Source organism: Olsenella sp. An285 (genome assembly GCF_002159625.1).
GTDB classification, from domain to species: domain Bacteria; phylum Actinomycetota; class Coriobacteriia; order Coriobacteriales; family Atopobiaceae; genus Thermophilibacter; species Thermophilibacter avicola.
Map to the genome: position 1 here is coordinate 167,867 of NZ_NFIZ01000004.1, position 12,675 is coordinate 180,541.

11 protein-coding genes are annotated in these 12,675 nt (G+C 67.1%); 8 read left to right on the top strand and 3 right to left on the bottom strand.

Translation table 11 applies throughout. The features are described 5' to 3' along the window. Positions 1–47 precede the first annotated feature (47 nt). Entirely contained in the window at positions 48–2,000 is a 1,953-nt protein-coding gene (locus tag B5F79_RS04305; protein ID WP_087217930.1) for an alpha-amylase family protein, read from the bottom strand. 392 nt (positions 2,001–2,392) lie between these two features. Then, the gene (locus B5F79_RS04310; protein WP_087217859.1) at positions 2,393–4,501 is read right to left on the bottom strand and encodes an LTA synthase family protein; all 2,109 of its coding nucleotides are present in this window, start codon (positions 4,499–4,501) and stop codon (positions 2,393–2,395) included. 155 nt (positions 4,502–4,656) lie between these two features. Here B5F79_RS04310 and B5F79_RS04315 point away from each other — a divergent pair, with 155 nt between their 5' ends. The 4 genes from B5F79_RS04315 to B5F79_RS04330 all read left to right on the top strand — a co-directional run bounded on the left by B5F79_RS04315 (position 4,657) and on the right by B5F79_RS04330 (position 8,299). Beyond that, positions 4,657–5,181: a nitroreductase gene (locus B5F79_RS04315; RefSeq protein ID WP_087217861.1), complete on the top strand. Its 525-nt coding sequence runs from the start codon at positions 4,657–4,659 to the stop codon at positions 5,179–5,181. 115 nt (positions 5,182–5,296) lie between these two features. Continuing rightward, positions 5,297–6,259, top strand: coding sequence for a DNA polymerase III subunit epsilon (locus tag B5F79_RS04320; protein ID WP_087217863.1), 963 nt, complete (start codon positions 5,297–5,299; stop codon positions 6,257–6,259). A 256-nt stretch (positions 6,260–6,515) separates the two neighbouring features. Next, positions 6,516–7,835, top strand: coding sequence for a M18 family aminopeptidase (locus B5F79_RS04325; protein WP_087217865.1), 1,320 nt, complete (start codon positions 6,516–6,518; stop codon positions 7,833–7,835). 89 nt (positions 7,836–7,924) lie between these two features. Next, positions 7,925–8,299, top strand: a complete 375-nt coding sequence (locus B5F79_RS04330; RefSeq protein WP_087217867.1) for a holo-ACP synthase — start codon at positions 7,925–7,927, stop codon at positions 8,297–8,299. 188 nt (positions 8,300–8,487) lie between these two features. On the opposite strand, the gene B5F79_RS04335 is transcribed toward B5F79_RS04330, so the two are convergent. Beyond that, positions 8,488–9,567 carry a 6-phosphofructokinase gene (locus tag B5F79_RS04335; RefSeq protein WP_087217869.1) on the bottom strand — a complete coding sequence of 360 codons (1,080 nt, stop codon included), beginning with the start codon at positions 9,565–9,567 and terminating at the stop codon, positions 8,488–8,490. A gap of 176 nt (positions 9,568–9,743) precedes the next feature. Here B5F79_RS04335 and B5F79_RS04340 point away from each other — a divergent pair, with 176 nt between their 5' ends. The 4 genes from B5F79_RS04340 to B5F79_RS04355 all read left to right on the top strand — a co-directional run bounded on the left by B5F79_RS04340 (position 9,744) and on the right by B5F79_RS04355 (position 12,569). Further along, positions 9,744–10,163 (top strand): hypothetical protein, encoded by a 420-nt coding sequence (locus tag B5F79_RS04340; protein WP_087217871.1) that lies wholly within the window; start codon positions 9,744–9,746, stop codon positions 10,161–10,163. A gap of 307 nt (positions 10,164–10,470) precedes the next feature. Then, positions 10,471–11,772 (top strand): phenylacetate--CoA ligase family protein, encoded by a 1,302-nt coding sequence (locus B5F79_RS04345; protein ID WP_087217873.1) that lies wholly within the window; start codon positions 10,471–10,473, stop codon positions 11,770–11,772. Then, a complete protein-coding gene (locus tag B5F79_RS04350; protein WP_087217875.1) occupies positions 11,772–12,200 on the top strand; it encodes an amino acid-binding protein in 429 nt (142 codons plus the stop codon). Before B5F79_RS04345 ends, B5F79_RS04350 begins: the two co-directional genes overlap by 1 nt. Positions 12,201–12,356: 156 nt before the next feature. Next, positions 12,357–12,569 (top strand): Sec-independent protein translocase subunit TatA/TatB, encoded by a 213-nt coding sequence (locus B5F79_RS04355; RefSeq protein ID WP_087217877.1) that lies wholly within the window; start codon positions 12,357–12,359, stop codon positions 12,567–12,569. The last annotated feature ends 106 nt before the right edge of the window (positions 12,570–12,675 follow it).

Sequence of the window (12,675 nt, forward strand, 5' to 3'; positions counted from 1 at the left end):
GGACAGGGGGACGGAGCGGTGACAAACCCTCCGTCCCCCTGTCACGTCTAGACGAGGAGCCAGGCGAAGCCCCACCCGGGGAGCTCGAAGCTCGCCACGTCGTCCTTCTCGCCCGTCAGCAGGTCGGTGCACGTGGTCTTCCAGGGCATCCAGAGCGTCTTGCCCTCGTCCGAGAAGTTGAACACGGCGTGGAGCTCGCGGCCGCCCTTGCGACGAATGACCCAGAGCACCGAGGGGTCGTCGTAGTCCTTGGTCCAGACGGTGGCGTCCGCGTCGAAGACGGGCTCCGAGGCGCGGGTCTTCTCGATCTGCGACAGGGACGAGAAGAGCCTCTGCTGGACGCTCCCCGGCTCGTCGATCTTCTCCGCGAGGGACCAGTCGAACCTGCCTCGGTGGACGTAGCGCGAGTCCTCCGCCTTCTCGGGGTCGTCGTGGTACGAGTAGTCGTTCACCTGGCCGACCTCGTCCCCGCTGTAGAGCATGGGGATGCCCGACTGCGTGAGCACGAAGGCGTGGAGCGTGACGTCCTTGCGAATGGCGTTTGCCATCGCCTCATCGTCGCCCTCGAAGCCGGCCGCCTCGATGCCACACATGGAGGCCGTGGTGCCGCAGAAGCGGGCGTCGCCGCTCACGGGGTCCGCGTTGTAGAGCTCCCCGCGGGAGACGCTTCCCGGGGTGAGGCCGCAGAAGTAGTCGCTCAGGTACCTCTTGTGGGGGACCTCCTGCATGCCCCACTGCCTGAGCGTGGCGTAGTCGAGGCCCCAGCCGATGTCGTCGTGGCAGCGCAGGTAGTTGAGGAACGTGTACTCCTTGGGCAGGCCGGAGACGATGTCCGTCTGCCTGCGGAGGAGCCGGGCGTCGCGCGTGGCCACGGTGCTCCAGGTGGTGCACATGGTGGTGGCGTTGTAGAGCATGTGGCACTCGGGCTTCTCCACGGGGCCGAAGTAGGGGGCGAGCTTGTCCGGCTCCATGACCACCTCGCCCAGCAGCACGATGCCGGGGCACACGATCTCTCCGATGAGGCGCATCATGCGCACGATGGTGTGGACCTGCGGGAGGTTGCGGCAGTTGGTGCCGAGCTCCTTCCAGATGTAGGGGACGGCGTCGATGCGGATGACGTCCATGCCCTGGTTGGCCAGGTAGAGGAAGTTGTACATCATCTCGTTGAAGACGCGCGGATTGCGGTAGTTGAGGTCCCACTGGTAGGGATAGAACTGCGTCATCACGCTCTGTCCGAGCTCCGGGAGGTAGGTGAAGTGCCCCGGCGCCGTGGTGGGGAAGACCTGGGGCACGTCGCGCGTGTAGCGGTCGATGACGGACTGGTCGCGCTCGAAGAAGTAGCGGCTCATGTACTCGCCCTCGCCCGCACGGGCGCGGCGCGCCCACTCGTGCTCCTCGGAGGTGTGGTTCATGACGAAGTCCATGCAGACGCTGATGCCGCGCTCGTGGCACTTCTCGGCAAGGCTCGCGAGGTCCTCCATGGTCCCCAGGTCCGGGCGAACGCGGCGGAAGTCGCGCACCGCGTAGCCGCCGTCGGAGCGGCTCCTGTCCGCCGGCGTGTCGAGGAACGGCATGAGGTGCAGGTAGCGCACGTTGCAGCGCTCGAGGTAGCCGAGCCTGGACTCCACGCCGCGCAGGTTGCCGGCAAAGTTGTCGATGTACATCATCATGCCGATGGTGTCACGCGTGCGGTACCAGTCGGGGTCCTTCTCGCGCTGCGCGTCGAGCACGCGCAGCTTGGCGCCGCGGGCCTCGTGGTAGGCGCGCATCTGGTCGCAGAGCTCGGCGAACATGTCGCCGTTGTCGTAGAGCTCCATGTAGAGCCAGCGGAGCTCGTCGTGGTTCTTCTCCAGGCGGCGCCGGAACGTCTCGTCCGCGCGCGCCTGGGCGGCAGCGGCCTCCAGGGGCTGGGTGCGGGGCGCCCGGGGTGCTTGGGGTGCTTTGGGTGCGGCGGTCTTCCTGGCGGGCGACGCCTTGGCGGCGGTCTTCTTGGTGGGCATGTCGAGGATCATCTCCCGATTTGCGCGGGCCTTCGCATTCCGGAAGCATTCTAGTCGCGCAACGGGGCGTCCCCCATGTGCAAACCGCCGAGCGGGCGGATATGGGGTGGGAGCGTTCTCACATGCTGTGCGCTGCGGCGCGTTCGTACGGGAAGAGCGCTGGGTCGTCCGTTCTTCTCGTTCCGATGTTGCCCCGCGCCGGCACGCGCGGGTCGGGATTCCGGTTTTCCGGGCTTACGCGTGCAAAGGCTTTATCTATCGCACGCGCAAGTCTGGATTCGTCGCTCAAATGCAAGGAATCCCGACCTACGCATGCCGAGAAGAACGCGCAAGTCGGGAAAACCGGAATCCCGGCCTGCGCGTGCATCGGGCGGGGAGCCGCGCGGCTGGCCCTAGCGCACCGTCCTGCCAAACTCGAGGTAGGCCATGCTGGCGAGGTCCGCGTAGGAGCCTGGCAGGGCGTCGTCCTCGCCGTAGGCCACCCACGTGCCGTCTGCGAGCTGCGTCCCGATGAGGCTCAGCGAGGGCAGCTCCTCCCGCACGGCGAGCTCCGCCCTCTGGAAGGTCGTGAGGGGCATGCCAATGGTCTCGGCGAGCGAGGCCCCGAGGTAGCAGACGCTCGTGTCCCGCACCTCGCGCGTCGTGCCGCCCGCCACGTCGTAGTTGGCCCACATGAGGTAGACGGTATCGTGCGTGCGCAGGTTGTGCGCGAGGTCGTCCTCACCGGAGAAGAGCGCGTCGTTCACGATGGTGGAGAGAGCGGGCTGGTGGTCGCCAAAGAAGAGGAGCGCGACGGGGCGGTCCAGCGCCTCGAGCTCCTCCACGAACGCCGCGAGCGCTCGGTCGGACTCCTCTATGCAGGCCAGGTACTCGGAGAGCCGGTCGTTGTCGTACTTGCTCATGCCGTCGACCGCGTACTCCGGGACCTCGCCGATGTTCTCCTGGTCGTAGGCGGAGTGGTTCTGCATCGTCACGTCGAAGATGAACTGGGGGCCGTCTTCCTCCTCCAGGAGCTCGAGGATCTTGTCGTAGGTGGCCGCGTCCGAGACGCCGCTGTGGAAGCGCTCGGCGCCCTCGAAGTCGTCTATGGAGAGGAACTCGTCGAAGCCCAGCGCCTCGTAGACACGGTCGCGGTTCCAGTTGGTGGCGTAGTTGGGGTGCATGGCCGTGGTGGAGTAGCCGAGCTCGGAGAACTGCCGGGCGAGGCTCGGCGCATCGGAGAGGTCGTAGAGCGAGTAGGGGTACTTGCCGTCGCCCACGTAGGAGAGGGGGACGCCGGTGAGGAACTCGAACTCCGAGTTGCAGGTGCCGCCGCCGATGACCGAGACGGCGAGGCTTCCGCTGGCGAGGGTGCCGTCGAGCGAGTCGTAGCGGCTGGGCCCGTCGTAGCCCCAGGCGTCGCCGCCCAGGACGGAGAGGTCGGCGAAGGTCTCGTTCATGATGCAGATGACGGTGGGCTGCGTCTCGGCAAACTGCTCCTCGGCCGCCTCGCGCGACGGGGCCGCGCCGAGCGTCTCGTCGTAGCGCGCGGCGTAGGCCTCCTCGGTCTCCTGCGCCGCGGAGTCCGAGTAGCTCTCGGGGACGTCAATGGGGAGGTCCTGGGCCACGGCCACGAAGGTCGTGAGGAAGCCCTGGCGCTTGTAGTAGTCCATGGAGTACCAGTACTCCATTCCCACGCCCAGGTCGTCGAAGTAGCTGGGCAGGGTGACGCCCGCCCAGAGGCCCGTGAGGGCAACGAGCGCACAGGAGAGGTTGACGAGCGTGCGCCTCACGAGCGAGCTGGAGGACTCGGCGCGCGCCGCCGCGACGAGCGAGCTCACGGCGGAGGCGAGCATCACGCAGGAGAGGCCCAGCAGCACGGCCCCGTCAACGGAGTAGACGTAGCTGGAGCTCACGGCCGCCGCCGTCTGGAGCACGAAGAGGTCGTTGGGCAGGATGGCGGAGGCCTTGAAGCGCGCGACGAAGAACTGCGCGAGGCCAATCGCCCAGCATGCGCCCACGCCCAGGACGAGCCCCGCCCCGTGCCGCTGGAAGAGGAAGAAGAGGACAAGAAGGGCGCCCAGGATGAGCCCCATCTGGATGGCGGCGTAGTTGAGCGCGATGGAGAGCGCCTGGGGGTTGTAGGGGAGCTCCATCGCCAGGAAGCCCAGCACCACGCAGGCGAGAATCGCCACGAGGGCGAGAAGGGCGCGCACGGGCGGGCCCGCCTCGGGGCTGCGGTCCGCCAGCCGGTCGACCCAGAGGGTCGCGCGCCCGCGCAGGAGGGCCGCCCCGCCGGCAGCGAGGGCGGAGGCGCACAGGATGCCCAGTTCCGTCGGGCCTCCCTCGTAGAGCCCGAGCGCGCACCACGCGGCTGCGCCCACGAGCGCGGCAACGGGGACGACGAGCCAGGCGAGCGTCCGCACCGAGGGGCGCGCGTCGCGCGAGCGCCTGCGGCTCACGTAGAGCGCGGCGCCGGCGGCGAGGAGGGCGAGGGCGACGAGGGGCATGGCGAGGAGCATGGAGGTCCTTATCCTTACGTTGGGCTTACATGGGTATGGTACCCCCTTGGGGCGCCCGTCACAGATTGCCCGCGAAGACAAGGCCGGTGGCGGCGAGGGGAGGGGCGCCGAGGTGTACCATGTTCTGAGTACGAGCCGCGACGGAGGAGGAAACCATGAACGAAGTCCTCAGTGCCATCAGGAGCCGCCGGAGCGTCCGCGCCTACACGGACGAGATGCCCTCGCGAGAGCTCATCGACCAGGTGATCGAGTCCGGCATCTGGGCGGCGAGCGGCAAGAACCTGCAGGGCCCCATCGTCGTGGCCGTGACCAACCGCGAGCTCAGGGACAGGCTCTCCCGGATGAACCTCGAGGTGCTGGGCACCCCCGGCGGCAAGGACCCGTTCTTCGGGGCTCCCGTGGTGCTCGTGGTGCTCGCCCCGCGCGAGCAGGCAAACCGCCTCTACGACGGCAGCCTCGTGATGGGCAACCTCATGCTCGCCGCGCACTCGCTCGGCCTGGGCAGCTGCTGGGTCCACCGCGCCCGCCAGGAGTTCGACACCGAGGAGGGCGAGGCCATCCTGGCCGAGCTCGGCATCGAGGGCGACTACGAGGGCATCGGCCACTGCGTGCTCGGCTACCCCGCCGAGGAGCCCGCCGACCGTCCGCGCCGCGAGGGACGCGTCTTCTACGCCGAGTAACGTGCAAAAGGGACAGGCACTTTTGCGCGCCGCTTTTGCACGCCGACGTGCTAGCCTAGAGGGTCGTCGGGCATGCCCGGCGGCCCTTTTCGTACGTCGTCGAGAGCGGTGACCAGTGGACCTCAGCCAAGCCATAGAGTGCGCGAACGCCTTCGTCTTCCCGGGATTTCTCACGGACGACGCCTCGCTTTCCGCGGAGCGCGCCAAGAACGAGGAGGCCCTCGGCGTCCTTCGCTCCGCCTGGGCGGATGCCCCCGCGGGGAGGGAGCCGTTCCCGTACGACCTCGTCCTCTCCCTCGCGGACCGCAACCGCGACGTCTGCGACCGCTTTGGCATAGAGAAGCTCCGCGACGTCTCCCCGTCGAGCCTCGCGCGCGGCCTCTCCAGCGCGGACCTCATCCACGCCGTCGCCGTGCTGCAGCACAAGACCGACGCACAGGTCACGGCGCTCTCCGGTCCCGACGCGCGCGACCTCAACGTGGCCTGGGTTGACGCCCCGGTCTCGGGCATGGTGGTGGGCATCGACATCGAGACCACCGACCGCGACCCCGCGCGCGGCTACATCATCAACGTGGGCCTCGAGTTCATGACCGTGGGGCCCAAGGCCAAGCCCCACGACCCCTTTGCCGGCTACTTCGGCCTTCCGCAGATGTACGCCGAGAAGGGCGTGCCGCTGGCGGACATCCACAAGATCCAGTGGTCGGACCTCGACGGGCGCAGGCCCTTCCGCGAGGACAAGCAGGTCCAGGCAGCGCTTCTCGCCGCGCTCACGGCCTATCCCTTCATGGCGCACAACGCCGCCTTCGAGGACTCCTGGTTCATGTTGCACATAGACGGCTACGCCGAGGCGCGCAAGGCGGGCCGCGTGGTGCCCATCGACACGCGCGACATCTGCCGACGCGTGGACCCCGAGACCAAGACCCTGCCGCACGAGCAGCGCCCCGCCTCGCTCGAGAGCTGGGCGCGGCGGCGCGGCACGCTCAAGGCGGGGGAGTCCGAGCGCCACCTCGGCCTCGACGACGTCGAGCTCATGCTCGCCACGGTGCAGGCGGAGTTCAAGGCCCGCAACATGCTGTAGGCCCGACGGGCGACGGTCCGATCGCGCGCGGGCGCCGCGCCCGTCTCCGAGGGTATGTGCACCGCCCCTGAGGGTATGTACAGTATCGCGAGACGGGCGTTCTTCTCGCCAGCGCTCTGACCAGCGAGTATTCTTCTGGGGGCTTTTGGCGGGGTGTACATACCCTGAAGGGGTGGTGTACATACCCGCTCTCGTGATGCCGCCGGGCGAGAAGTGCTAGGCTTAGCGGCCGAATGACCGCGAGAGAAGGAGAGCTATGAGCGAGAAGGACGCGGCAGCCGGGCTCGTCGAGTTTGTCCGCGCGTGCCCGAGCGCGTTCCACGCCGCGGCGGAGATCTCCCGCCGCCTTGACGCCTCCGGGTTCACGCACCTCCCCGAGGGCGGTGCCTGGCGCATGGAGCCGGGCGGGCGCTACTACACGACGCGCAACAACTCGAGCGTGGTGGCCTTCAAGGTCGGCTCCGAGCTGGACTCCTATCACTTCCAGATGGCGGCGGCGCACGGCGACTCGCCCTCCTACAAGGTCAAGACCGTGCCCGAGCTCGAGGGGCCGGACGGCTACCTCCGCCTTGACGTGGAGGCGTATGGCGGCGCGCTCGACTACACGTGGTTCGACCGGCCGCTCGGCCTCGCCGGGCGCGTTCTCGTGCGCGAGGGCTCGCGCGTCGAGAGCAGGCTCGTCCACCTTGACCGCGACGTCTGCCTCATCCCCAGCGTGGCCATCCACTTCGACCGCACCCGCGGCCTTTCCCCGCAGCTCAACCGCGCCGTCGACCTCGTCCCCATGCTCTCTGCCGGGGCGCTCGGACGAGGCGCCTTCGAGCGCATGGTGGCCAACGAGGCGGGCGTCGAGCCCACCGACGTGCTGGGGCACGACCTCTACCTCGTCGTGCGCAACGAGCCGCGCGTCTGGGGCGAGGCGGGGGAGTTCGTCTCGGGCGGGCGCCTCGACGACCTTCAGTGCGCGTATGCCGCGCTCGAGGCCTTCCTCGCCGCGGAGAACGAGCACGACGTCTCCGTGCTCGCCTGCTTCGACAACGAGGAGGTCGGGTCCGGCACCAAGCAGGGCGCGCGCTCCACTCTGCTGGCTGACGCGCTGCGCCGCACGAGCGCGGCGCTCGGTCGAAGCTATGACGAGCACCTCCGCGCGCTTGCCGGATCCATGCTCGTGAGCTGCGACAACGCGCACGCCGTCCATCCCAACCACCCCGAGGGGCACGACTCCGCCAACCGCTGCCGCATCAACGGCGGCCTTGCCATCAAGGAGGCGGCGAACCAGCACTACTGCACGGACGCCTTCAGCCGCGCGGTGATCCTCGCCATCCTGGACAGGGCGGGCGTGCCGCACCAGGTGTTCGCCAACCGCTCCGACATGGCGGGCGGGTCCACGCTGGGCAACCTCTCCAACGCCCAGGTGAGCGTGCACGCCATCGACGTGGGGCTCCCGCAGCTCGCGATGCACTCCGCCTACGAGACCGCGGGCGCTCGCGACACCGAGCTCGGGATTGCCGGCCTTCGCGCCTTCTTCGACACCAACGTGGTCATCGACGGCGCCAACGCCGCCGACCTCCGCTGATTGCACAGAGGGGGACGTGCCTGAAACGTGCAACAACTTGCACGTTTCAGGCACGTCCCCATTCGTGCATTTCGACTAGACTGTCTCCCATGGTCAGGGGCATAGGCATAGACTCGGTGGACATCGAGGAGATGAGGCGGCTCTGCGCGGATGCGGAGGGGGCCTTCGTCATACGCGCGTTCACCGAGGCGGAGCGCGCGCAGGCCTTTGCTCGCCATGATCCCGCGACGTGCCTAGCGGGCAAGTTCGCCGTCAAGGAGGCGGCGTTCAAGGCGCTTGCGCATCTCACGGCGTGTGGCTTCGACTTCAGGCTCGTGGAGACGCTCGAGGACGAGTGCGGCTGCCCTTGCGTGACGCTCGACGGCCCCCTCTCGCCCGTGCTTGCGGAGGCGGGCGTGACCGAGCTTCTGGTCTCCATCACCAACGAGCGGGGCGTGGCCACCGCAATCGTGCTCGCCCAGTGACGGGTGTTCCGCATGGGTGCGCGACGGGTCTCTCGGCGTCTGCAATTTGAGCTGCGGAACATGTTACGCCTCGCGGAGGCGTGGAATACTCTAAGTCACAGAGACCCCTTCGCGTCCCGTTTGCCATGCCGGGACGCGAGGGGGTCTTTCTCGTGCGGGGTGCGGCGCGTTCCGCGCCTGCGCATAGGCTACTCGTCGCCGAAGCTGATGCCGAGGGCCTTGGCCTCCTTGACGAGGTCGCCCTTGGGGTCGACGTACTTGAGCTTGCCGGCGACCTCGGTGAGCGGCACGCGGGTCATCTTGCCGTTGATCTGGGCGATCATCACGCCGAACTTGCCCTTGAGGCAGGCGAGCGCGGCCTCGACGCCGCACTGCGTCGCAAAGATGCGGTCCTGCGCGTCGGGGGTGCCGCCGCGCTGCGTGTGGCCGGGAACGGCGATGCGGATCTCGCGCCCGGTGCGCTTGTCGATCTCTTTTGCGATGTCGTAGGCCACCGACGGCGTGGTGCGGGCCGCCACGAGCTTCTTGTACTCCTTCTTGGAGAGCGCGGCCTCCTCCTTGGAGATGGCGCCCTCGGCCACCACGACGATGGTGAAGCGCGAGCCGGCCTTGTCGCGCTCCTCGATCACGCGGATGACGTTCTCGATGTCGTAGGGGATCTCGGGGATGAGGATGACGTCCGCGCCGCCGGCGACTCCCGCGTAGAGCGGAATCCAGCCGACCTTGTGGCCCATGATCTCGATTACGAAGACGCGGCCGTGGGAGCTCGCCGTGGTGTGGATCTCGTCGATGCAGCGGGTGGCGACCTCGACGGAGCTCGTGAAGCCGAAGGTCATGTCGGTGCCGTAGGTGTCGTTGTCGATGGTCTTGGGCAGCGCGATGACGTTCAGGCCCTCCTGGGAGAGGCGGTTGGCCGTCTTGGTTGAGCCGTTGCCGCCGAGCATGAACAGGCAGTCCAGCTTGAGCTTCTTGTAGGTGTCCTTCATCGCCTGGACCTTGTTGACGCCGTCGGCCTCGGGCGTGTCGAGCAGCTTGAACGGCGTGCGGCTCGTGCCCAGCACGGTGCCGCCGCGGGTGAGCAGGCCGGAGAAGTCGCGGTTGTCCATCATGCGGTAGCGCTCGTAGATGAGGCCCTGGTAGCCGTCCTCGAATCCGTAGACCTCGACGGGCTCGCCTGCCTGGCGATAGAGCGTCTTGACGATGCCGCGCATGGTGGCGTTGAGCGCCTGGCAGTCGCCGCCGCTCGTGAGAAGGCCGATTCTCAGCATGATGGTTCCCTTCCTGCCGTTCCAGTGATGACGAAATTCTTGCACTTCCGTCGACGAAAGGTAGGCGACTATCCGCCAACGGTATCGTTCTCATTTGTGACAGGGGGACGGGGGCATTGTCACTGATGCGTTCCCCTGTCACACTGTGTGATGTGTCAGCGGGGGAGAGGGGAGACATGACACCAGACGAGAGGAACGAGGTCTCCGAGGCCGTGGCTGCCGGGCGTCGCGCGCTTGCGAGCCTCGAGGAGGCTGCCGACGCGCTGGAGAGCGCGAGCAACTGGGGCGCCTTCGACCTCTTTCTCGGTGGTGCCATCTCGAGCCTCATCAAGCACGCGCGCCTGGGAGGCGCCCGGGAGGCGCTCGAGGCGGCGCGCGACGACCTCTACGACTTCACGCGCGAGCTGCGTGACGTCTCCGACATCGAGGTGCTGCGCATGGACGTGGGCGCTCTCGCCACCGCGCTGGACGTCCTCTTTGACAACCCCTTCGTGGACCTCTACGTGCAGAAGAAGATCGAGGACGCCCGCGACAACGTGGCGGCAGCCATCCGTGCCACGCAGACGGTCCTCGCGCGGCTCGAGGCTGTGAGGTAGCCTCCCGTCCGCCGCCGCGCCCTTTACGCGCTTCCTTCGGAGCCCTCCTTTCATTTTCGGGGTGTTTCCCGAGGGGCTGCTCAAGTACTACCCATTGTGTGACAATTCTGTGAGCTGCGGAAACGATGCCGAGCATTTGTTGGGTATTCGGATTCCCCCTCTCGAAGTACCCCACAAATGGGGCGGAGCCCGTCTGGCGCCGTCCCCGTTTCGGTTTTCGAACGGCTTGCGAGTAACGGGTTCTTCTCGTCACGAATTCGCCCTAGAATCTCCACATCCGTGTACCACCAGGAAAGGGCAGGCAGAGATGCAGGAGATTCTCCACGCGCCCCACGAGAAGATCGAGGAGATCCAGCTCGAGGGCATCAAGAAGACCGTGATTCAGTGCTATGAGAACGTCGCCTTCTACAAGAAGAGCTTCGACGAGGCGGGCTTTGACCCCTACTTGGTCAAGAGCCTCGACGACCTCAAGAAGGCGCCCTTTGTCACCAAGCAGGACCTGCGCGACAACTATCCCTACGGGATGTTTGCCACGCCGCTCTCCGAGGTGAAGGAGATCCACATGTCCTCCGGCACAACCGGAGTGGCAACGGTGGGCGGCTACACCCAGCACGACCTTGACATCTGGGGCGAGTGCTTCGCGCGCGGCATCGAGTACGCCAACGGCGGCAAGGACGACGTGGTCCACGTCTGCTACGGCTACGGCCTCTTCACCGGCGGCCTGGGCGCGCACTACGGCGGCCTCTACTCCGGCGCCACCACGATTCCCATGTCCGCGGGCAACACCGAGCGCCAGATCCGCGTGCTCAAGGAGATGGGCTCCACGATCATCTGCTGCACGCCGAGCTACGCCATGCACATCGCCGACACCGCCCTCGAGATGGGCATCGACCCGGCGCGCGACTTCCACCTGCGAGCGGGCATCCACGGCGCCGAGCCCTTCTCCGACAACTTCCGTCGCGACCTCGAGCGCAAGCTCAACTACCACGTGCTCGACGTCTACGGCCTCACCGAGACCATGGGTCCGGGCGTGGCCATCGAGTGCTGGGAGCAGAACGGCCTGCACCTGGCGGAGGACCACTTCTACGCCGAGATCATCGACCCCAACACCGGCGAGGTCCTGCCCGACGGCGAGTGGGGCGAGCTCGTGCTCACCACCATCGACCGCGAGGCCTCCCCGGTCGTGCGCTACCGCACGCGTGACATCACGCGCATCCTGCCCGGCGAGTGCGCGTGCGGCTGCACCCACCGCCGCATAGACCGCATCCACGGCCGCACGGACGACATGCTCATCATCCGCGGCGTCAACGTCTTCCCGAGCCAGATCGAGGACGTCATGAAGACCTTCGACCAGGTCTCCTCCTGGTACCAGATCGAGGTCGATACCGACCACCGCTCGCTCGACATGGTCACGCTCAAGGCCGAGGTCAACCCCGACTTCGCCTTCGACTCCGTCGCCGCCGTCGAGCGCCTGCAGAAGGAGATCTCTGCGCGCCTCAAGACCGCGCTCTCCGTGGGCGTCAAGGTCAAGCTCGTTGAGCCCAAGACCATCGCGCGCAGCGAGGGCAAGGCCAAGCGCATCGTCGACCTGCGAAAGGGGATCAAGTAATGATCGATCAGATTACGGTTTTCCTCGAGAACAAGCGCGGCCGCATCGCGTCTCTGTGCCGCACCCTGGGTGACGCAAACATCAACATGGCCGCACTCTCCGTGGCGGACACCACCGAGTACGGCATCGTGCGCATCATCTGCAGCGACACCGCCGCTGCGCTCTCCGCCCTCGAGGCCGGGGGCTACCGCGCCATCAAGACCAAGATCATGGCCATCGCCGTCCCGCACCATCCGGGCGGCGCTGCCGACCTGCTCGAGAAGCTCGACGATCTTGACGTGGACATCGAGTACTTCTACTGCTTCTCCACCACGGACGACATGGCGGTCCTGGCCCTCAAGATCGCCGACCCGGCGAGCGCCGCGGAGGCCAGCTGGGCCATCGAGAAGGCCGGCTTCCACGTGTTCGACCAGGACGAGGTCGAGTAGCGGCTTGCTCTTCTGGTCATGAGCCTCTGATGCCAGCAAGGGGGTGCCATACATTTCTTGTATGGCACCCCCTTCCATTATGTATTTTACGGTTGCCTCGGCCGCGGCTAGGATGGGATGCGTTGACAGGGGCGTCGCTCTCAGGAGGCGGTTGGCATGGTTCTTGGCATGGGTCCGATGGAGCTTGGCATCATCCTTCTCGTGGTTCTGGTGATCTTTGGTCCCAAGAACCTGCCCAAGCTGGGTTCGGCCATTGGCAAGACGGTCAAGAACGTGCGCGAGGGCATGGAGGAGGGCGACTCCGAGGTCGCACCCGCAGAGCCCCAGGTCTCCCAGTCCGCTGTCGAGAAGAACGAGGGCGTCGAGTAGCGACTCCTCGACGTCATCCTTTCCTCCCAGCCCCCGGCACCCTTTCCCGCCGGGGGCTCGCTTGCACACTTGGGGACGTGCCTGAAACGTGCAAAGATTTGCACGT